General features: G+C 63.1%; 19 protein-coding genes. 14 read left to right on the forward strand and 5 right to left on the reverse strand.

The annotated features are described in order from the left end of the window. The 3 genes from I8N66_RS22055 to I8N66_RS22065 all read right to left on the reverse strand — a co-directional run. Positions 1-480, reverse strand: a 480-nt coding sequence (locus tag I8N66_RS22055; protein WP_291157646.1) for an EVE domain-containing protein, incomplete at its 3' end; no start/stop codon positions are given. A gap of 127 nt (positions 481-607) precedes the next feature. Continuing rightward, on the reverse strand, positions 608-1,327 hold the full coding sequence (locus I8N66_RS22060) for a GNAT family N-acetyltransferase (RefSeq protein WP_291157649.1): 720 nt from the start codon (positions 1,325-1,327) through the stop codon (positions 608-610). 191 nt (positions 1,328-1,518) lie between these two features. After that, entirely contained in the window at positions 1,519-1,665 is a 147-nt protein-coding gene (locus tag I8N66_RS22065) for a DUF1127 domain-containing protein (protein ID WP_064817045.1), read from the reverse strand. Between the two features lie 371 nt (positions 1,666-2,036). Here I8N66_RS22065 and I8N66_RS22070 point away from each other — a divergent pair, with 371 nt between their 5' ends. Next, the gene (locus tag I8N66_RS22070; protein WP_291157665.1) at positions 2,037-2,747 is read left to right on the forward strand and encodes a GntR family transcriptional regulator; all 711 of its coding nucleotides are present in this window, start codon (positions 2,037-2,039) and stop codon (positions 2,745-2,747) included. A 127-nt stretch (positions 2,748-2,874) separates the two neighbouring features. Beyond that, positions 2,875-3,837, forward strand: coding sequence for a dihydrodipicolinate synthase family protein (locus I8N66_RS22075; protein WP_113540839.1), 963 nt, complete (start codon positions 2,875-2,877; stop codon positions 3,835-3,837). A gap of 341 nt (positions 3,838-4,178) precedes the next feature. Here I8N66_RS22075 and I8N66_RS22080 read toward each other — a convergent pair whose 3' ends face one another. Further along, positions 4,179-5,216, reverse strand: a complete 1,038-nt coding sequence (locus tag I8N66_RS22080) for an Ldh family oxidoreductase (RefSeq protein WP_291157669.1) — start codon at positions 5,214-5,216, stop codon at positions 4,179-4,181. A gap of 156 nt (positions 5,217-5,372) precedes the next feature. Here I8N66_RS22080 and I8N66_RS22085 point away from each other — a divergent pair, with 156 nt between their 5' ends. From I8N66_RS22085 to I8N66_RS22135, 11 genes are all read left to right on the forward strand, one after another. After that, positions 5,373-6,890, forward strand: a complete 1,518-nt coding sequence (locus I8N66_RS22085) for an aldehyde dehydrogenase (NADP(+)) (protein ID WP_291157672.1) — start codon at positions 5,373-5,375, stop codon at positions 6,888-6,890. Positions 6,891-7,125: 235 nt separating this feature from the next. Further along, positions 7,126-7,932, forward strand: coding sequence for a transporter substrate-binding domain-containing protein (locus I8N66_RS22090; RefSeq protein ID WP_113540836.1), 807 nt, complete (start codon positions 7,126-7,128; stop codon positions 7,930-7,932). A gap of 71 nt (positions 7,933-8,003) precedes the next feature. Further along, entirely contained in the window at positions 8,004-8,669 is a 666-nt protein-coding gene (locus tag I8N66_RS22095; protein WP_113540835.1) for an amino acid ABC transporter permease, read from the forward strand. A gap of 13 nt (positions 8,670-8,682) precedes the next feature. Further along, entirely contained in the window at positions 8,683-9,333 is a 651-nt protein-coding gene (locus I8N66_RS22100; protein ID WP_034798414.1) for an amino acid ABC transporter permease, read from the forward strand. Beyond that, positions 9,326-10,048, forward strand: coding sequence for an amino acid ABC transporter ATP-binding protein (locus I8N66_RS22105; RefSeq protein ID WP_173519532.1), 723 nt, complete (start codon positions 9,326-9,328; stop codon positions 10,046-10,048). The genes I8N66_RS22100 and I8N66_RS22105 overlap by 8 nt, the downstream gene beginning before the upstream one ends. A 7-nt stretch (positions 10,049-10,055) precedes the next feature. Next, positions 10,056-11,303 (forward strand): FAD-binding oxidoreductase, encoded by a 1,248-nt coding sequence (locus I8N66_RS22110; protein ID WP_291157684.1) that lies wholly within the window; start codon positions 10,056-10,058, stop codon positions 11,301-11,303. Between the two features lie 13 nt (positions 11,304-11,316). Next, complete coding sequence (locus I8N66_RS22115) at positions 11,317-12,318, forward strand: 4-hydroxyproline epimerase (protein WP_291157688.1); 1,002 nt, start codon at positions 11,317-11,319, stop codon at positions 12,316-12,318. After that, positions 12,315-14,006: an aconitase X gene (locus I8N66_RS22120; protein ID WP_291157691.1), complete on the forward strand. Its 1,692-nt coding sequence runs from the start codon at positions 12,315-12,317 to the stop codon at positions 14,004-14,006. Before I8N66_RS22115 ends, I8N66_RS22120 begins: the two co-directional genes overlap by 4 nt. Positions 14,007-14,395: 389 nt before the next feature. Then, positions 14,396-16,345: a PrkA family serine protein kinase gene (locus I8N66_RS22125; protein WP_291157694.1), complete on the forward strand. Its 1,950-nt coding sequence runs from the start codon at positions 14,396-14,398 to the stop codon at positions 16,343-16,345. A 25-nt stretch (positions 16,346-16,370) separates the two neighbouring features. Further along, positions 16,371-17,690 (forward strand): YeaH/YhbH family protein, encoded by a 1,320-nt coding sequence (locus tag I8N66_RS22130; protein WP_291157696.1) that lies wholly within the window; start codon positions 16,371-16,373, stop codon positions 17,688-17,690. 12 nt (positions 17,691-17,702) lie between these two features. After that, positions 17,703-19,247 carry a SpoVR family protein gene (locus tag I8N66_RS22135; protein ID WP_113540828.1) on the forward strand — a complete coding sequence of 515 codons (1,545 nt, stop codon included), beginning with the start codon at positions 17,703-17,705 and terminating at the stop codon, positions 19,245-19,247. A gap of 171 nt (positions 19,248-19,418) precedes the next feature. Here the strand turns inward: I8N66_RS22135 and I8N66_RS22140 are convergent, their stop codons facing one another. Then, positions 19,419-20,342, reverse strand: coding sequence for a LysR family transcriptional regulator (locus I8N66_RS22140; protein WP_291157699.1), 924 nt, complete (start codon positions 20,340-20,342; stop codon positions 19,419-19,421). A 321-nt stretch (positions 20,343-20,663) separates the two neighbouring features. On the opposite strand from I8N66_RS22140, the gene I8N66_RS22145 reads away from it, so the two are divergent. Beyond that, the coding region (locus tag I8N66_RS22145) for a transglycosylase domain-containing protein (RefSeq protein ID WP_291157702.1) at positions 20,664-21,583 on the forward strand (920 nt) is incomplete at its 3' end.

A 21,583-nucleotide genomic window follows, 5' to 3' on the forward strand; every position in this document is an offset into this window, starting at 1 on the left:
GCGATAGGCCGGCGTTCTCGCAAAGACCATGCCCAGATCGACGTGCATGGCCCGCGCGATCACGCGGAAATCCCGTTCGCTGATGGCAAGATGGCCGACACGAAGTTTCTGATCCCAGCCCCGGTTGCCTTCCGCAAATTCCAGGCTGTCGAGCCACGGACGCACCGGCGCCTCCATGCCGTCGGCCCAGTCGATGTCGCCGCGATGCGGGGCGACGCCGCCCATTGCGAAGAAGTAGGGCGGGCGCTCCTTGACCACGCCGATCGCGGTAAAACAGGCAAGCCCCGCTCTGCCATTAAAGGCAGCGTTGGGTGAATAGCCGATAAAGCCATCGCCCGCCTTCATGCGCGTCATCGCCTGGACATTGCCGTAGCCGTAGCCAAAGCGAGAGAATCCGTCTTCCGGAGCATGCTGCAGGTCGTCGCCGGAAACCGCGCCGATCCAGAAATTGCGCTCGCCCGACCTGTTTGCTGCACCCATCTGAAACATATCCTGCGCCGACATCTGCAATCCCTCGATCTCTTATCCTGCGACCACTTTACGCGCGACCCCTGCCAGATTCTGTCAGCATCGTTTTGACGGCCCTGCATACCCGTCGAGCCGCGTCTCAGCCCTCTTCGGAGGGCGCTTCCCACTGGCCGAAAAGCGTCAGACCCGCGGCTCCGGCAAGCGCCACGGACGCGTGGTTGTCGAGCTGGCAGCGATATTGCGGCTGGTAGCCCCTTTCATGCGCAGCCCGACTGATGGCGCGCACGACCTTGCGGGCGTGGCCCCTCCCCCTGTCGGACGCAAGCGTCAGCACGCCGAGATCGGCGATCTGCCGCTCCTGCCAGGGATACATGCTGGCGGCACAGACCAGCCGGTCGCCATAGAAGGCGCCGTAGACCAGCCAGTGATCCAGCTCGACATAGGCCGCATCGAGATCCTCTTCCGAGGCGGAGCCCTGGAACTGGGCGAAGGCCGCCGCATCCTCCGTCGTGAGCGCGCGCACATGGTCGCTCGACGTCTCCCGCAGCAGCACAGCCTTGTCGGCTTCGGTGAAATAGAAAAGGTTATCGGCACCGTTCAGAACGATGCCGGCATTGCTCAACGCCTGGCGAAGGGCCGCTTCGGTGAGCCCCTGTCCCGTCGTCGGCGACAGCGCGGCGGCGAGCCCCGGCGACAGAACGGCCCTTACGCCGTTTTCAGCGGTGTGCAGCACCATGGCCGGGCTGTCCTCCTCGAGGTCGGAATTGACCGTGACGGTGAACCGATCCGCGCTTGCGAGAACATCGCCCGCAAAGGATGCGCTCCAGAAATCGGTAATCTCATGGGAAAACGACGGCATGGCACTTTATCTCTTGAAGGAACACGCGCCCGCGGGAAGCGGCGAGAGATGCGATTAATGGAGTAATCGATTAATCAAATCGCAGTTCCAGCGATGTGTGCGACGACAATGGCGCAATGAAGGCGCCAAAAAGCAAAAGCGCCCGCAGGAGATGCAGGCGCTTGGCAATTATTCAGTCTATGTAGGTCGCCTTAGCGGGCGAAGGCCGTGCGTGCAACGCGGTCGATGTCGGCGCGTTCGATGCCGAGGTCGCGAAGTTCGCGGTTCGACATGCGGCCCAGTTCGGTGACCGTCTGACGGTACTTGCGCCAGTTGTTGATGGAGCGTGCGATGTTCATTGGATCCCCCTTTCAATGGGCTTTCGAAGTCTGGCTGCCAGTCCGTGGCGCCTCGTTTCGCTTCGATGAACACCTTATAACTCAGGCCCTTGGTAAGTTGCAGCGCTCAAAACTCAGCGCTCCCATGTGGGAAATGCATGGGTCGCCGCTGCGGCCGCCGCCGGCCCCCCCTTCGCCCTCCCAGTGCGCCATGATCCGTCTCCGGCCGGTGCCTTGTAGAGCCGTTGCGCCGCGCCGGAGCACTCCTTGAGCAAAGTGCAGGCCGGAGAAATACACGTGTCTGAATATTCCCGCCGCTGGCCCTTCGCGACGGAAACGGTTGATCCGCGCGGCAGAGATAAGTATTTCTTTTGTCGACAAAGGATTCTGAGATGACCGATATCGACACCGACAACAGCCCCATCCCCGAACGCAAGCGCGGTTCCGGCGTGAAAATGGTCTACGACCTCCTGCGTGACGAGATCCTCGACCTGGTTCTGCCACCAGGCAGCCCGATCGACGAAGTGCAGCTCGCCGAGCGTCTGAAGATGTCGCGCACGCCGATCCGCGAGGCGCTGGTCAGGCTTGCCGGTGAGGGGCTGATCGACACGCTGCCGAACCGCTCGACGATGGTGGCGAACATCGACTTCCTCAACCTGAACCCGTTCTTCGACGCACTGGTGCTGATGTACCGCGTCACCACGCGGCTTGCAGCGCAGAACCACCGCCCGGAAGATCTGCCGATCATTCGCGGCTTTCACGAGGATTATGCGGCCGCCGTGCAAACACGCGATGCGCTGACGATGATCGCCACCAACGCCGCCTTCCATGCGGCGATCGCGGAAAGCGGACGCAACCCTTACTTCACCAGCCTGTTTCGCCGGCTGCTCGACGAGGGGCGGCGCATTCTCCGTCTCTACTACCAGTCCTACGAGGAGCAGTTCCCCCAGCGCTTCGTCGACGAACATGCTGCCATGATCGCGGCCATTGCGGCGCGCGACATCGAAGCGGCCGATCGTCTCGGCAAGGCGCATGCGGAGCAGATCGTCGAACAGGTGCAGAAGCTTTTTGCCCGCAACAGCAAGCTCGACATCGCTCTTTAGGGTCTTTGTATTTTTCTTGTCGACAAATAAAATACAAACGGCTATTGTCTCTATCAATGGCACGGAGACGTGCGCCGCCGACGGCGCGCACGTCTCATGCCCCGAGACAAGCCAAGAGGAGTTTCAAATGAAGGCGAAGATTTTCTCCGGCGTCATCCCGGCGCTGATGACCCCGTGCAAGCAAGACCGTACCCCCGATTTCGACGCACTGGTCCGCAAGGGCCAGGAGCTGATCGCTCAGGGCATGTCCGCCGTCGTGTACTGCGGCTCGATGGGCGACTGGCCGCTCCTGACCGACGAACAGCGCATGGAAGGCGTCGAGCGCCTCGTCAAGGCCGGCATTCCGGTCATCGTCGGCACCGGCGCCGTCAACACCGCTTCGGCTGTCGCCCATGCGGCACACGCTGAAAAGGTCGGCGCCCAGGGCCTGATGGTCATCCCGCGCGTGCTTTCCCGTGGCTCGGTCGTCGCTGCCCAGAAGAACCACTTCAAGGCCATTCTCTCGGCCGCCCCGAGCCTGCCGGCTGTCATCTACAACAGCCCCTACTACGGCTTCGCCACCCGCGCCGACCTGTTCTTCGCGCTGCGCGCCGAGCATCCGAACCTCGTCGGCTTCAAGGAATTCGGTGGCGCTGCCGACATGCGCTATGCAGCCGAGAACATCACCAGCCGTGACGATGGCGTCTCGCTGATGATCGGCGTCGACACGGCCGTATTCCACGGCTTCGTCAACTGCGGTGCAACCGGCGCCATCACCGGCATCGGCTGCGTGCTGCCAAAGGAAGTCATCCACATGTGCAACCTGTCGCGTGCCGCCGCCGAAGGCGACGTCGACGCACGTCTGCGCGCACTGGAACTGGAACAGGCGCTCGCCGTTCTCTCGTCCTTCGACGAAGGCCCGGACCTCGTTCTCTACTTCAAGCACATGATGGTGCTGAAGGGCGACAAGGAATACACGCTGCACTTCAACGAGAGCGATGCGCTTTCGGACAGCCAGCGCGGCTACGTCGAAGCCCAGTTCAAGCTGTTCAACAGCTGGTACGCAGAATGGAGCAAGCTCCCGGGCGCCGTCCAGAAGTACAAGGCCTGATCGCTCGATCGGCCCGCAATAGGAAAGGCCCTCCAACCGGAGGGCCTTTTTTTGTTTTCTGCGAAGACATCTCTTCACACTTTGACCGCAACGAAGCTTGGCGTCGGAGAAGGCCGTCCCTCGCACGCTTGTGGCGGAACCTGGCCTGCCCAAGTCCAAGTCGAAAAATCGTTTGGTCCGCGGACGCTCATGTCTAAAACGGCAAGAACGACGGCGAATGCCATCACCACTGCGTCAATCAAACACGTTCAGCAGCGCAGCAAAAAGCCCTCCGGTCGGAGGGCTTCTCGCATGCGCTTTCGATCGGGCGCTGAGGGACTACCGGTAAAGTAAGTTCGTGCTTACGCGACGGCGTCGATGCCGAGCGCGAGGAGCCGGTCGAGCTGCTCCATCTCGGCCTTGTTGAGAACGATGCCATCGGCTTCCGACTTGGCACGGGCCATGAAGCGCCGCTGCGAGGGAAGGCGGGCACCCTGGCCGACAATCGCTTCGAACAGCACTTCGGCGCGGGCGAAGGGATTGCCGGGCCGGCCGGCGGCGAACTTCTCCGGCGAGAAGGCGACGATCAGTTCGCCATGGAACGGTGCAAGCGTCGTGGTGCCGAGATAATCGAGCACTTCCGGGCTCGTCAGGTCGCCGATCATGATGCCGGCGAGAAGCTCGACCATCGTGCCGATCGCCGAACCCTTGTGGCCGCCGAAGGGAAGCATGGCGCCGGCAAGGGCTGCTTCCGGATCCGTCGTCGGATTGCCCTCAGCATCGATCGCCCAGCCCTCAGGCAAGGGCTTGCCGGCACGGCGGTGCAGCTCGATCTCGCCGCGGGCGGCAACCGAGGTCGCGAAGTCGAAAACGGAGGGCGGCTGGTTCTCGCGCGGCCAGCCGAAGGCGAAGGGGTTTGTGCCGAGCAACGGCTTGTTGCCGCCGGTCGGCGCAACCGTCGCGTAGCTCGGGCACATGACGAGGCCGGCAAGCCCTTCGCCGGTCAGCCCTTCCACTTCCGGCCAGAGCGCGGAGAAATGGGTGCAATCATTGATGACGAGGGCTGCGATCCCGAGCGAGCGCGCACGTTCGGCAAGCACCGGCAGGCCCAGTTCAAAGGCCGGGTTGGCGAAGCCGCCCTTGGCGTTGACCTTGACGATCGCCGAACCTTCCTGCGCATCGAGCTCCGGTACGGCATCCGCCTTCACCTTGCCGGCCTTGACGGTGCGAAGCGCCCCTTCGATGCGGTAAATGCCGTGCGATTTGCAGGCATCACGCTCGCCGGCAACGATCACGCGGGCCAGCGCCCCGGCCTGAACGCCATTGAGCCCAGCCTTCCGGAAGATCGCCTCGACACGCTCGTGAAGCGCTGTGATCGTCAGGATGTTGGTTTCGCTCATCTCTCTCCCTCTCAAATGCTGCGCCTGATCCGGATAGGTCAGTCAGGCGATTGATGTTCTGCATACATATAGTATACAAAGATCCGACAAGTGCAATTCAGCCATGATCCCCTCTGCCACAAAAGGCAATCCGGGATCGAGAGAAAGGATCGCCAGATGGCCTTCACCCCCAAAGGAAAACACCTTGTCGCCGGCGAATGGCTCGACGGCGCAGGCACCTTCGCATCAGCACCCGCCCATGGCCCGGTGCACCAGTTTGCCACCGGCACGGTGGAGCTGGTCAACCGTGCCGCCGAAGCCGCCGAAGAAGCGTTCCTGAGCTACGGCTATTCGACCCGGGCTGAGCGCGCCGCCTTCCTGCGCGCCATTGCCGACGAAATCGAAGCGCGCGCCGAGGCAATCACCGAGATCGGCACCCAGGAAACCGGCCTGCCTGAAGCCCGCCTGCAGGGCGAACGCGGCCGCACCACCGGCCAGCTCCGTCTTTTTGCCGACCACATCGAGAAAGGCGAATACCTCGACCGCCGTTTCGATGCAGCTTTGCCTGAGCGCCAGCCGGCGCCGCGCCCGGAAATCCGCCTCATCCAGCGCCCGATCGGCCCGGTCGCCGTCTTCGGCGCCTCGAACTTCCCGCTCGCTTTTTCGACCGCCGGCGGCGACACCGCTGCCGCACTGGCAGCCGGCTGCCCTGTGGTCGTCAAGGGCCACTCGGCCCATCCGGGCACCGGTGAAATCGTCGCCCAGGCTGTCGAAGCCGCAATCCGCAAGACCGGCGTTCACCCCGGCGTCTTCTCACTAATCCAGGGCGGCAACCGCCAGGTAGGCGAAGCGCTGGTGCAGCATCCGCTGATCAAGGCCGTCGGTTTCACCGGCTCGCTCGCCGGTGGCCGTGCGCTCTTCAATCTCTGCGCCGCGCGTCCGGAGCCGATCCCGTTCTTCGGCGAGCTCGGCTCGGTCAACCCGATGTTCCTGCTGCCGGAAGCACTGAAGGCACGGGCCGAAGGTCTCGGCCAGGGTTGGGCCGGTTCGCTGACCATGGGCGCCGGCCAGTTCTGCACCAACCCCGGTATCGCCGTGGTTGTCGAAGGTGCCGATGCCGACCGTTTCACCTCGGCCGCCGTCGAGGCGCTCGGCAAGGTCGCGCCGCAGACGATGCTGACCGACGGCATCGCCAAGGCCTATCACGACGGCCAGGCGCGCTTTGAAAGCCGCAACACCGTGAAGCCGCTGCTGACGACCGAATCGTCCGGCCGCTCGGTCTCGCCGAACCTGTTCGAAACGACGGGCGACCAGTTCCTTGCCGACCATGCGCTCGGCGAAGAGGTCTTCGGCCCGCTCGGCCTCGTCGTCCGCGTCGGCTCGACCGAAGAGATGGAACAGCTTGCCCGCGGCTTCGAGGGACAGCTGACCACCACCATCCACATGGATGCGGCCGATCTCGAGGCCGCCCGCCGTCTCCGCCCGATCCTCGAGCGCAAGGCCGGCCGCGTGCTCGTCAACGGTTTCCCGACCGGTGTCGAGGTGGTGGATTCCATGGTGCATGGCGGACCCTATCCGGCCTCGACCAACTTCGGCGCCACCAGCGTCGGCACGATGTCGATCCGCCGCTTCCTGCGCCCGGTCGCCTACCAGAACATGCCGGAAGGCCTGCTGCCCGAGGATTTCCAGGGCTAAGGCGGATGAGGAAATGTGCGGGCGGCTCGCCGTCCGCGCCCAGTCCCGACCGATAGGACACGACAGATCGCTTCGCAGGGTTCCCATTTGACGAAACAAATGGGAACCCTGCGGGCGTTTTGCGTTAGGATGATATACTTTTTGTATACTAATTGTATTTTTCTATTGATTTGTGCTCTCTAAAACGAAATAGTGGGTCAGCCGTCAAACGGCACTCATTTCAGGGAGAGAGATAATGAAGACTTCGGTGCTCGCGCTCGGCCTCGTTGCGGCCGCTGCTCTGACCAGCCAGGCCCATGCCGACAAGCTGGATGACGTCATCGGCTCGGGAACGCTGCGTTGCGCAGTCGTACTCGACTTCCCGCCGATGGGTTCTCGCGACGAGAACAACAACCCGATCGGTTTTGACGTCGATTACTGCAACGACCTCGCAAAGGCACTCGGCGTCACCGCCGAAATCGTCGAAACCCCGTTCCCGGAGCGTATTCCTGCTCTGATGTCGGGCCGCGTCGATGTCGGCGTCGCCTCGACCTCCGACACGCTTGAGCGTGCCAAGACCGTCGGCATGACGATCCCCTACTTCGCCTTCGAAATGGCCGTAACCGCCAACGACAAGTCGGGCGTCAAGTCCTTCGAAGACATGAAGGGCAAGACTGTCGGCGCCACCGCAGGTACCTTCGAGGCGATCGCTCTCGAAAAGCAGGTCAAGGAATGGGGCGCCGGTGAGTTCCGTCCGTACCAGACGCAGGCAGACGTGTTCCTCGCGCTCAGCCAGGGCCAGATCGACGCCACGGTTTCGACCTCGACCGTCGCCCAGGCCAACGTGAAGGGCGGCAAGTTCGCCGGCATCTCCGTCGTCGGCAAGGCTCCGTTCGACACCGACTACGTCGCGCTCTTCACCAACCGCGAAGAGTATGGCTTCATCAACTTCCTCAACCTCTTCATCAATCAGCAGGTCCGCACCGGCCGCTACGCAGAACTTTACGAAAAGTGGGTCGGCGGCGAGCTTCCGGACCTTACGGCAAAGGGCGTTTACCGCTAATCTGGCCGTCCATCTGGCGGCGCGAGGTGTAGCCTCGCGCCGCTATTCGTTTCCGCAGAGGTGAGACGAAAATGTTCAGTTATACCTTCCATTGGAATCAGGCGCTGAAAGCCCTGCCACAGATGCTCGATGGAGCACTGGTCACCTTGCAGGTGGCTCTGCTCTCGATGGTCATCGGCCTGGCACTGGCGCTGGCGCTCACGGCCTGCCGCCTGTCCGGAAACCGTATCCTCAGTGGCTTTGCCACTGCCTGGGTCGAGATCGCCCGCAACACGCCGGCGCTGTTCCAGATCTACATGGCACATTTCGGCCTCGGCAATTTCGGCATCCACCTGAGCCCCTATACGGCGCTGCTGGCGGGGATCGCCTTCAACAATGCCGGCTATCTCGCCGAGAATTTCCGCGGCGCGCTGAAGGCTATTCCCGAGACTCAGACGCGCGCAGGCCGCTCGCTCGGCATGACCGCGGTGCAGGCATTCCGCTACATCGTATTGCCGCAGATGCTGCGCATCGCCTTCCTGCCGGTTACCAACCAGATGGTCTGGGCGATCCTGATGACGTCGCTCGGCGTTACCGTGGGCATGAACACCGACCTCGCCGGCATCACCCAGGAACTGAACGCCCGTTCGTTCCGGACCTTCGAATTCTTCGCGATCGCGGCGATCATCTACTACCTGATCGCCAAGGCCGTGACGCTTGGTGCGCGCCTGCTCGCCGCACGCATGTTCCGCTACTAAGGAGAGGTGAGAGATGTTCAATACCGCCCTCACCCTCGCCGATCTCGGCTTCCTGCTGCAAGGCGCGCTGATGACGCTCGCGGTCACCGCCGTCTCGGTCACCGCCGGCACCGTTCTCGGCATCATCTTCGGTGTCGTGCGCAACCAGGTCGGCCCTTACTGGGCCGCACCGCTCACTTTCGTGCTCGACATCTTCCGCTCGGTGCCGCTCCTGATCCAGCTCGTGCTTGCCAATGCCTTCCAGGCGATCGCCAAGCTCGGCTGGGCGCCGTTCACGACCTCCTGCGTTGTGCTGTCGCTCTATACGGCCGCGTATTGCACCGAGATCGTACGCGGCGGCATCTCTTCCGTGCCGCCGACGACCCGCCGCGCCGCCCGTTCGCTCGGCATGACCTGGTGGCAGGACATGCGCTATATCGTGGCGCCGCTTGCGACCCGCGTTTCGCTGCCGTCCTGGATCGGCCTGACGCTTGGCGTCATGAAGGACTCGGCACTCGTGCTCTGGCTCGGCCTGATCGAACTGCTGCGCGCTTCGCAGGTTCTCGTCACCCGCCTGCAGGAGCCGCTGCTGATCCTTCTGATCTGCGGCGCCATCTACTTCCTCATCAGCTTCCCGATCGCCCGGCTCGGCGGTTACCTTGAAAAACGGTGGTCCAATGATTGAGATCCAAAACGTTCGCAAATCCTTCGGCTCGCTGGAGGTTCTCAAAGGCATCGACCTCACCGTCAACAAGGGTGAAGTCGTCACCGTCATCGGCGGCTCCGGCTCCGGCAAGTCGACGCTGCTCACCTGCATCAACGGCCTTGAGCCGATCGATGCCGGCCGTATCCTGGTCGACGGAACCGAGGTGCACGCAAAGTCGACGGACCTCAACAAGCTCCGCGCCAAGGTCGGCATCGTCTTCCAGCAGTGGAACGCCTTCCCGCACCTGACCGTGCTCGAAAACGTCATGCTGGCGCCGCGCAAGGTGCTTGGCCTTTCCAAGGAGAAGGCCGAGGAGATCGCCGTCAAGCAGCTGACCCACGTCGGCCTCGGCGAGAAGCTCTCGGTCTACCCGACGCGCATGTCGGGCGGCCAGCAGCAGCGCATGGCGATCGCCCGCGCGCTTGCCATGTCGCCGGAATACATGCTGTTCGACGAAGTGACCTCGGCGCTCGATCCGCAGCTCGTCGGCGAAGTGCTCGACACGCTGCGCATGCTTGCCTCCGAAGGCATGACGATGATCTGCGTCACCCACGAAATGAAGTTCGCCCGCGAAGTCTCCGACCGAGTCGCCTTCTTCCACAAGGGCGTGATGGCGGAAATCGCCGCACCGGAAGCTCTCTTCGGCGCGCCGAAGGATCCGGAACTCAAGAAGTTCCTGGCAGCGACGCACTGAGCCGATCATGAAGGATGCAGTTCAGCCAGACGTCATCGTCATCGGTGCCGGCGTAGTCGGCCTTTCTGCGGCCATCGCCGCCCAGGCACGGGGACTTTCCGTCACCGTGCTCGACCGGGAAGGCCCGGCGGCGGGAGCCTCGGCGGGCAATGCCGGGGCCTTCGCCTTCACCGACATCCTGCCGCTCGCCTCGCCCGGCATCCTCAAGAAGGCGCCGAAGTGGCTGCTCGACCCACTCGGGCCGCTGAGCGTCCCGCCCGCCTATGCGGTGCAGATCGCGCCGTGGATGTTCCGCTTCTGGCGTGCCTGCTCGGCAAGCCGAGTTGCACATTCGACGACCGCGCAGACGGCAATGATGGACCTCTCCAAGGCCGAGCTCGAACCTTTCCTGGCCGAGACCGGCACGCTGCCGATGCTGCGCAAGGAGGGCAACCTTCAGGTCTATGAAAGCGAAGCCGAGCTGAAGGCATCGCTTCCCGGCTGGAAGGCGCGGGCGGAGCACGGCATCGAGTTCCGTCACATGGGCGCGGCCGAAATGGCCGAAATCCAGCCCGGTCTCGCGACGCGCTTCACCCACGGCACCTTTACGCCCGGCTGGTTCTCGATCGCCGATCCCAAGCTCTACACGCTGGCGCTGGCAGACCATTTCCGCGCCAAGGGTGGCACCATCGAGCGCGCCGAGGTCACGGCACTGAAGCCGGTCGATGGGGGCGTCGAACTGACGGCCGGCGGCAAGACGCTGCGGGCGGACCAGGTCGTGCTTTCGGCCGGCGCCTTCTCGCACCAGATCGCCCGCACACTCGGCGAGCGTATCCCGCTCGAAACCGAGCGCGGCTACAACACCACGCTGCCGCAGGACGCCTTTGATCTGCGCACCCAGGTCACCTTCGGCGGCCACGGCTTCGTCGTCACGCGGCTTTCGACCGGCATCCGCGTCGGCGGCGCCGTCGAGCTCGGCGGCCTGAAGCTGCCGCCGAACTTCCGACGTTCGGAAGCAATGCTGAAGAAGGCGCAGACCTTCCTGCCCGGCTTCAAGAGCGAAGGCGGCGTGCAGTGGATGGGCTTCCGTCCGTCGCTGCCCGATAGCCTGCCGGCCATCGGCCGTGCCCGCTCCACGGGCCGCGTCGTCTATGCCTTCGGCCACGGCCACCTCGGCCTGACGCAGTCGGCAGGAACGGCACGCCTCGTCGCTGATCTCCTCACCGGCCAGCGGCCGGCGATCGACATCCAATCCTTCTCGCCTCAACGATTCTGACAGAGCATAGACCATGGCCAACCACACCTTCTCCTGCATCGACGGCCACACCTGCGGTAATCCGGTCCGCCTCGTTTCCGGCGGCGGGCCGCGGCTCGAAGGGGCCAACATGCTGGAGAAGCGGGCGCATTTCCTGCGCGAATACGACTGGATCCGCACCGGCCTGATGTTCGAGCCGCGCGGCCACGACATGATGTCGGGATCGATCCTCTATCCGCCGACGCGTCCCGATTGTGATGTCGCCGTGCTCTTCATCGAAACCTCGGGCTGCCTGCCGATGTGCGGCCACGGCACGATCGGCACCATCACCATGGCGATCGAGAACGGGCTCATCACTCCGCGCGAGCCGGGCAAGCTCTCGATCGATGCGCCCGCCGGCAAGGTGGATATCACCTATCGCCAGGAAGGCCGGTTCGTCGAGGAAGTGCGCCTCACCAACGTGCCGGGCTTCCTCTATGCCGAGGGGCTGACGGCGGAGGTCGAAGGGCTCGGCGAGATCGTCGTCGACGTCGCCTATGGCGGCAACTTCTACGCCATCGTCGAGCCGCAGAAGAACTTCCGCGACATGGCCGACCATACGGCCGGCGAACTCGTCGGCTGGAGCCCGAAGCTGCGCGCAGCACTGAATGCGAAATACGAATTCGTGCATCCGGAGCATCCGGAAATCCAGGGCCTGAGCCACATCCAGTGGACCGGCAAGCCGACGCAGTCAGAAGCGCATGCGCGCAACGCCGTCTTCTACGGCGAAAAGGCGATCGACCGCTCGCCCTGCGGCACCGGCACGTCGGCGCGCATGGCCCAGCTTGCCGCCAAGGGCAAGCTCGGGGTTGGCGACGAGTTCGTACATGAATCGATCATCGGCTCGCTGTTCAAGGGCCGCGTCGAGGCAGCGACCAAGGTCGCCGACCGCGACGCCATCATCCCGTCGATCGCCGGCTGGGCCCGCATGACCGGCATCAACACCATCTTCATCGATGACCGCGACCCCTTTGCTCATGGATTTGTCGTAAAATGACCCAATCGATCTCCGCCCGCAGCATTCTCTCTGGCTCCGCCGATGGTCCCATCATCGCCACCGAGGAAGCGCTGAGCTTCTGGGGCGGGGTCGATCCGGCAACGGGCCGGGTGATCGACGTGCACCATCCGCTGCACGGCCTCTGTCTCACCGGCGGCATCCTGATGATGCCGTCGAGCCGCGGCTCCTGCACCGGTTCCGGCGTACTGCTCGACATGGCGCTGACCGGCCGTGCCCCGGCGGCCCTCGTTTTCTCGGAAGCTGAGGACGTGTTGACGCTTGGCGCGCTGATCGCCGCCGAGATGTTCGGCAAATCCTTGCCGGTGCTGCGCCTTTCGCGCGAAGCCTTCAGGGCGCTGTCTGAGGCGAAGTCGGCACGCATCAGCGATACGGCGATCGAGGCCGATGGCCTGACGATCCCGGTTGCCGCTCCGGCAACGGCCGCTCTCGATCTCACCGAAGGCGATCGCGCGATGCTCGACGGCCGCGACGGCGTCGCGGTGCAGCAGGCGATGCGCATCATCTCCGCCATGGCAGCGCAGCAAGGGGCGGAAAAGCTCATCGACGTGGTCCAGGGCCATATCGACGGCTGCATCTATGCAAGCCCCGCGAACCTCACCTTCGCCGAGAAGATGGCGGATATGGGTGCCAAGGTACGGGTGCCGACGACCATGAACGCGATCTCCGTCGACCGGGCAAACTGGCAGGCGCAGGGCGTTCCGGAAAGCTTCGGCGACCCGGCCGCACGGCTTGCGGACGCTTACGTGCGCATGGGCTGTCGCCCGACCTTCACCTGTTCGCCCTATCTGCTCGACAGCGCGCCGAAATCAGGCGAATCCATTGCCTGGGCGGAGTCCAACGCAGTGATCTTCGCCAATACCGTGCTTGGCGCCCGCACGGCGAAACACCCCGACTTTCTCGACCTCTGCATCGCGCTGACCGGCCGCGCGCCGCTCTCCGGCGTCTATCTCGACGCGCCGCGCAAGGCGAAACGCGTCATCGACGTGGAACTGCCCGACAATATCGACGATGCGTTCTGGCCGCTGATCGGCTATCTCGCCGGCAAGGCCGCACCCGACCGCATCCCGCTGCTGCGTGGTCTTGCTTCGGCAAAGCCTTCACGCGACGACCTCAAGGCACTTTGCGCTGCCTTCGGCACGACGTCCGCATCACCCATGCTGCATGTGGAGGGCGTGACCCCCGAAGCCGATGGTGCCGCCGCTGAAGATGCCGACCGCGCGACAATCACGCGCGCCGACATGACTGACGCCTGGTCGCTCTTGAGCGAAGGCCCGGCGGAAGTCGAGCTTGTCGCGATCGGCAGCCCGCATGCCTCGCTGGAAGAATGCCGCGCTCTGGCGGTCGCCTTCGACGGTCGCAAGCGCGACAGCAACGTCGCCGTCATCGTAACCGCCGGACGCGATGCGATTGCCGCGGCGCGAGAGGAAGGTCTGCTTTCGCGGCTGGAGGCAGGCGGTATCCAGGTGCTGCCGGATCTCTGCTGGTGCTCGATCTCGGAGCCAGTCTTCCCGACCAAGACCCGGGCGCTGATGACCAACTCCGGCAAATATGCCCATTACGGCCCCGGCCTTTCCGGCCGCGCCGTTCGCTTCGGCAGCCTCGCCGATTGCGTAGAGGCGGCGCTCACGGGCCGTGTTCCGGTTCGATTGCCGGCCTGGTTGTCCTGACGGCTCTTTCTGCTCAGGCGCCGCTGCGCGGCGGCGCCATTGAAGAGTACTTCATATTCGCAGGGTATGCTTTGACGACGCCTTGAGCGGTCGAACACGCCTGGCGAGACACTGGCACTCTTGCCGGACTTGCGCGAGCCGCCAATCTCCTGCGACCAAGCCGATCCGAATACGCCAGAAAACGCCCCTCCGGCGTGCCATCTCGGCGGTCCGGATCAGGATTTCGTGAGCCCTCGGTCACGATCTTTCAATCCTTGCAAGCAACCCCTTCGAGAATCAGAAGAAAGCGAGTACTCTGGTGGAACATTGCGCATGGGACGCCGTTTATTCGAATGAGCGAGCCGATAAGCAGCGATCCCCGTCTCAGCCAGCGGCCGCGGGAGAGCATGATGCAAAAGAGCGAATGCGACGTTTTTGATCTCTTCTCGGAGATCTATACCAGTGCAGCGCAAGAAGAAATCAGCCTTCAAGAATACCTTCTGGCATGTCGCGACGACAAAAGCATGTATGCCACCGCGCAGGAGCGGATGGTTACTGCCATCGGTAACCCAACCCTGATCGATACCAGCGCGGACGAACGCCTCGGCCGCATCTTCTCAAACCGCACCGTGAAGATCTATCCATCCTTCGCCGACTTCTACGGCATGGAAGATACGATCGAGCGGATCGTCGGTTACTTCCGTTACGCCGCGCAAGGGCTCGAGGAGCGCAAGCAGATCCTCTACCTGCTCGGACCGGTCGGCGGCGGCAAGTCGTCTCTCGCCGAGCGACTGAAAAAGCTGATGGAACTGCAGCCGATCTACACGCTGGCGGTCGGCGGCAAGGTCAGCCCCGTCTTTGAATCACCACTTGGCCTCTTCCATCCCGACCGGATGGCCGACCTGCTCGAAGACAAGTACGGCATCGGCCGACGCCGGCTGACCGGCCTGATCTCGCCCTGGGCGACGAAACGGCTCGACGAAGTCGATGGCGACATCTCGAAATTCAGCGTCGTCAAGCTGATGCCGTCGCGGCTGCGCCAGGTCGCAATCGCCAAGACCGAGCCCGGAGACGAGAACAACCAGGACGTTTCCTCGCTGGTCGGCAAGGTCGATATCCGCCAACTCGAAAACTACAGCCAGGCCGACCCGGACGCCTATTCCTACAGCGGCGGTCTCAACCGCACGACGCAAGGGCTGCTCGAATTCGTCGAAATGTTCAAGGCGCCGATCAAGGTCCTGCATCCGCTTTTGACGGCAACCCAGGAGGGCAACTACAACGGCACCGAAAGCTTCGGAGGCTTCCCCTATCAGGGCATCGTCGTTGCCCACTCCAACGAGTCCGAATGGCTGCAGTTCAAGAACAACAAGAACAACGAGGCCTTCCTCGACCGCATTCTCGTGGTCAAGGTTCCCTACTGCCTGCGCGTCACCGAAGAGCGGCAGATCTACGAGAAGCTGCTGCGCGAAAGCGAGCTGACCAAGAGCCCCTGCGCGCCGGAAGTACTCGAAAGCCTCAGCCGCTTCACCGTGTCGACCCGGCTTGCCCGCCACGAGAACTCGCCGCTTTATACCAAGATGCGGGTCTATGACGGCGAGAACCTGAAGGACACCGATCCCAAGGCGAAGTCCGTTCAGGAATATCGCGACGCCGCCGGCGTCGACGAGGGCATGACCGGCATCAGCACCCGCTTTGCCTTCAAGGTGCTGTCCGAGACCTTCAACTACGACACCAAGGAGGTCGCCGCCGATCCCGTGCATCTCATGTACATCCTGGAACAGGCAATCCGGCGAGAACAGTTCCCGAAGGAGACCGAAGCAAGTTACCTCGACTTCATCAAGTCCGAGCTTGCGTCGCGTTACGCCGAATTCATCGGCCACGAGATCCAGAAGGCCTATCTCGAATCCTACAGCGAATACGGTCAGAACCTTTTCGACCGCTACATCGCCTATGCCGACGCCTGGCTCGAAGACCAGGATTTCAAGGATGCCGATACCGGGCAGATCCTCAACCGGGAGATCCTCGACAGCGAGTTGTCGCAGATCGAAAAGCCGGCCGGCATCGCCAACCCCAAGGACTTCCGCAACGAGGTTGTGAAGTTCACCCTGCGCGCCCGCGCCAAGAACCATGGGCGCAACCCCTCGTGGACGAGCTACGAGAAGCTTCGCGACGTGATCGAGAAGCGCATGTTCGGCCAGGTCGAAGACCTGCTGCCGGTCATCAGCTTCGGCTCGAAGAAGGACAGTGCCTCCGAGAAGCAGCATGCCGAATTCGTCCAGCGCATGACCGAGCGCGGCTATACCGAGCGCCAGGTTCGACGGCTGGTCGATTGGTACATGCGGGTCAACAAGGCGGGCTGACGATGCCGAAGCAGGGGATTGGTATATGCCGAATTTCATCGACCGGCGGCTCAATCCGAAGGATAAGAGCCTCGGCAACCGACAGCGTTTTCTGAAACGGGCCCGCGAAGAGCTCAAGCGGGTCATCAAGGAACAGGTCAAATCGGACAGGATCATCGACGTCGATGCGGCGCACGGCGTGCCGATGCCGACCGACGGTGCCAATGAGCCGACGTTTCAGCCGGCTCGCGGCAGCGGCGAGCGCAACTATGTGCTTCCCGGCAACAAGCAGTTTTCGGCAGGCGACCGCCTGCCGAAGCCGGAAGCAGGTGGGGGCGGTGGCGGAAAGGGCCGCCCCGGGACCGGAGAGAGCGAGGACGACTTCCAGTTCATCCTGTCGCGCGAAGAGGTGCTGGATCTCTTCTTCGAGGATCTGGAGCTGCCCGACATGGTCAAGCTCAGCCTCAAGGAAACGGTGACGTTCAAACCCCGTCGCGCCGGGTTTGCCACGGCCGGCACGCCAACCAACATCAATGTCGGGCGGACCATGCGCAACAGCTTCGGCCGTCGCCTGGCGTTGCACCGACCGAAGGAAAAGGAACTGACCATCCTCGCCGAGGAGATTGCGCGGCTCGAGGCGACGCCGGAAATTTCGGCGAAGGACCGCCAAAAGCTCAGCGAACTCCGCGGAGAACTGGAAAAGATCGAGAAGAAGCGACGCCGCATACCCTATGTCGACCCGGTCGACATCCGCTTCAACCGCTTCGAACAGCAGCCGCTGCCGAATGCCAATGCTGTCATGTTCTGCCTGATGGACGTCTCAGCCTCCATGGGCGAGCGCGAGAAGGACCTCGCCAAGCGCTTCTTCGTACTTCTGCACCTGTTCCTGAAACGGCGCTACGAGCGGATCGATATCGTCTTCATTCGCCACACCGACGAGGCGCGCGAGGTCGACGAGGAGACGTTCTTCTACAGCACCCAGAGCGGCGGCACGATCGTCTCGACGGCGCTCGAAGAGATGATCAGGGTTATCGAAGACCGCTACCCCGCTCAGATCTGGAACATCTATGCCGCGCAGGCGTCCGACGGCGACAACATCATCGGCGACAGCGAGCATTGCGCCGCGCTGCTCAGGGAAAAGCTGACGAAGATTTGCCAGTACTACGCCTATGTCGAGATCATCGACGAGCGTGAGACGGAAATCTTCGGGTCGACGGACAACGGCACCGCCCTCTGGCGCGCCTATCGCACGGTGGACGGCGAGAAGACGAATTTCCAGATGACCCGGATCGCCAAACCCGCCGACATCTACCCGGTCTTCCGCAGGCTCTTTGCCCGGCAGCCGGCCACACGCACCCGGAAATGAGGGGACGACCGGATGGCTCGACGTGCGACTTCAGGCCTCCTGTTCCAGGGCTCGGACTGGAACTTCGCGACCCTCTCCCGGGCCTACGACGCGATTGAGACGGTCGCGCTCGAGGAAATGGGCCTCAGCGTCTACCCGAACCAGCTGGAGATCATCACCTCCGAGCAGATGCTGGATGCGTACTCCTCCGTCGGCATGCCGCTGATGTACCAGCACTGGTCCTTCGGCAAGCGCTTTGCCTATGAGGAACACCACTATCGCAAGGGGCACCGGGGCCTTGCCTATGAGCTGGTGATCAATTCCAATCCCTGCATCACCTATCTCATGGAAGAAAACACCATGGCGATGCAGGCCCTGGTCACGGCCCATGCAGCCTTTGGGCACAATCATTTCTTCAAGAACAACTACCTCTTCCGCCAATGGACCGATGCCGGTGCGATCCTCAGCTACATGGATTTTGCCAAGAAATATGTGAGCAAATGCGAGGAGCGGCACGGCACCGCCGCCGTCGAGGCGATCCTCGATTCCGCCCACGCGCTGATGGACCAGGGCGTATTCCGCTATCGTCGTCCGCCGCGGCTCTCCTCCGAGAAGGTTCGGGAGCGGGCGCGCGAACGGCTGGAATACGAGGAACAGACCTATAGCGATCTCTGGCGGACGCTGCCGCAGACGGCCGAAAGCCATGACCCGGCCGAAGCCGAAAGGGACGCATCCGAACGCAAGAAGGTGCTCAATCTGCCGGAAGAGAACCTGCTCTATTTCCTCGAAAAACACAGCCTGATCCTGGAGCCGTGGCAACGGGAGCTGCTCCGGATCGTCCGGGTCATCGCACAATATTTCTATCCGCAGCGCCAGACGAAGGTCATGAACGAGGGTTGCGCCACCTTCGTCCATTACACCATCATCAACCGGCTCTACGACCAGGGCCGGATTGGCGAGGGCCACATGCTGGAACTCCTGCAGAGCCACTCCAACGTCGTGTTCCAGCCGGATTTCGACGACCGACGCTATCCCGGCATCAACCCCTATGCGCTTGGCTTCGCGATGATGCAGGACATTCAGCGGATCGCCACGGAGCCGACTGACGAAGACCGCGACTGGTTCCCTTCCTTTGCCGGCAACGGCGACTGGATGGAGACGCTGCGCGACGCCTGGGCCAACCACCGCGACGAATCCTTCATCCTGCAATATCTAAGCCCGGCGGTGATGCGAAAGTTCCGCCTGTTCCAGCTCGCGGACCGCGCTTCGGACCGCTTTGTCGAGGTCGCGTCGATCCACAACGAGCGCGGCTATTCAGCCGTTCGCTCGGCCCTTGCCAACAGTTACGACGTCGGTGCCAATCAGCCGGATATCCAGGTCATGGATGTCGATCTGCTGGGGGACCGGCATCTGCGACTGCAGCACAATGTGAAGAGCGGAATCCTGCTCGAAGAAAGCGGCCGCAACGCGACGCTGCGCCACGTGCGCCACCTCTGGGGCTACGAAGTCAGCCTTGCCGGCGTGGACCCGCAAACCGGGCGCACAGTGTACGAATATTCGACGGCAAAAGACGCCTGAGCGAGCGCGGATGCGCCGTGCCATTTCACCGCCGGCGCCGGAATGGGCGTCGTGGGCAGCCTCAAAACGGGCATCACAAGAATTCAAGGCAGGCATTAGAATTTCTTGGGCTGAGAGCATGACTTCGGAGACCGCACGGACAGCTCGTCGCGGCGCGAAAAATTCGCAGTTTCAGCCGGCGAGCGCCTCTTGTGCCGGAGACTGAGGCCAAGCGGTCGCCTCCTGTGCTGCCGCGGCGGTCAACCACTCGCCAAACGCTTTCATCGCGGGCGTGACGGGCCGTGATTTCAGGCGCGTCAGCCAGTAGCTTCCCATGGAGGTGTGGACATCGAATGGCTGTCGGATCGTGCCGTTCGACAGCAGCCGCGAGAACATCAGCGGCGGTGCGAGTGCGACGCCGATGCCTTGCGCTGCCGCCTCCATCATTGCCAGCGAACTATCGAAGACGACACCCTTGAGCAACGGCGCCGGATAGGCAATGCCGGCCGCCTCGAACCAGTTTACCCACTCATCGGCCCGGTAGGACCTGAGCAGCGTTTCGTTCAAGAGGTCGGCAGGCGTTTTCAACCGGTCGGCAATCTCGGGAATGCAGAGCACGGACAGCGGCGCCTCGAAAAGCCTGACGGCCTCGATATTGTGCCAGGAACCACCGCCGAAGCGGATGGCGAAGTCCAGGCCTTCCGCAGCCATGTCGACCCGGTTGTTGTTGGTCGAAAGCCGGACATCGATAAACGGGTACTTGGCCTGGAATTCGGCGAGACGCGGCAACAGCCAGCCGACCGCGAAGGTCCCGACGGCGCCGATCATCAGCACCTCCCGGATATGGCCGGCCTCGAAACGCTCGAGCATGTCGGCCATGCGATCGAAGGAATCGCGCAGCACCGGCAGCAATGCCTCGCCTTCCGTGGTGATCATCAGGCCACGCGGCAACCGCTTGAACAGGGTGACGTTCAGCCGGCTTTCGAGCAACTTGACCTGATGGCTGACTGCCGCTTGCGTCACGCAGAGTTCGATTGCCGCACGGGTGAAGCTCAAATGCCGCGCCGACGCCTCGAAGGCACGCAGCGCATTGAGCGGAAGATATGGCCTGACCATGAATGCCCTAACTCATCTAATGGGTCTCGCAAATAAACGTGGTTTGTTGCTCCAGCACAATCCCTTTACGGTGAACTCCATCGGCTGACCGGGCTGCCTTTCGGCAGCGTCAGCGCAGGAAGGTGCGGCCGACCGCGCCGTTTACGGGGACCGATCCCATGCGCCGTTTCGCCTGGCCGTAGGGCCCGCTCGCAACTTCGTTGCTGCCGACATCCCGGGTGCCGGCACACCCTGAAACATCGTTCCAGACAGGCAGCCGGCCGCGCGAACATCCGCGCGCCGGATGGCTGTCCTTTGCCCCAGAGGTCCGTTCCACCCACTATGAAGTTCATCACAAATCTGCTTGGCACATGCCTCAACCTCGCGACCGTCGTAGCACTCGCCGCAGCTACGGTGGTCGCGGCGCTGACGCGCCACTTGCCGGACCACCGCACGCTGGCGAACTGGGAACCGGCCGTCACCACCCGCCTTTATGCCGGCGACGGCACCATGGTCGGGGAGCTCGCGCGCGAACGACGGCTGTTCCTGCCGATCGGCGCAATCCCCGCACGCATCCGCCAGGCCTTCCTTTCGGCCGAGGACAAGAATTTCTACGTCCATCCCGGCATTGACGTTGCGAGCATCGGCACGGCGCTGCTCGCCAACCTCGCCAATTACGGTTCCGGCCGCCGCATGATCGGCGGCTCGACGATCACGCAGCAGATCGCCAAGAATTTCCTTCTGTCTTCCGACCGCACGGTGGAACGGAAGCTGCGCGAAGCGATCCTCTCCTTGCGGATCGACCAGACCTATTCCAAGGACCGTATCCTCGAACTTTACCTCAACGACATCTATCTCGGTCGCGGCGCCTATGGCGTGGCGCAGGCGGCACTCACCTATTTCGACAAGCCGGTCGGCGAGCTCTCGGTTTCGGAGGCAGCCTTCCTCGCCGCCCTGCCGAAAGCACCCAACAATTACGATCCCGATCGCCAGGCGGAGCGCGCAATCGGCCGCCGCAACTGGGTCATCGACCAGATGCGGCAGAACGGCTTCATCGATACTGCGACGGCTGCCAAGGCGGCCGCCACCCCACTCGGTGTCGACCCGCGCACGCCCTCTCCCGCAGTTGCTGCGGCGGACTACTTCACCGAAGAGATCCGCCGCCAGCTCAATGCCCAGTATGGCGAGGCAGCACTTTACACCGCCGGCTTTTCGGTACGCACGACGCTCGACCCGCGGCTGCAAGAGGCCGCTATGAAGGC

It is taken from the genome of Ensifer sp. SSB1 (assembly GCF_016652895.1).
Taxonomy (GTDB): Bacteria; Pseudomonadota; Alphaproteobacteria; order Rhizobiales; family Rhizobiaceae; genus Ensifer.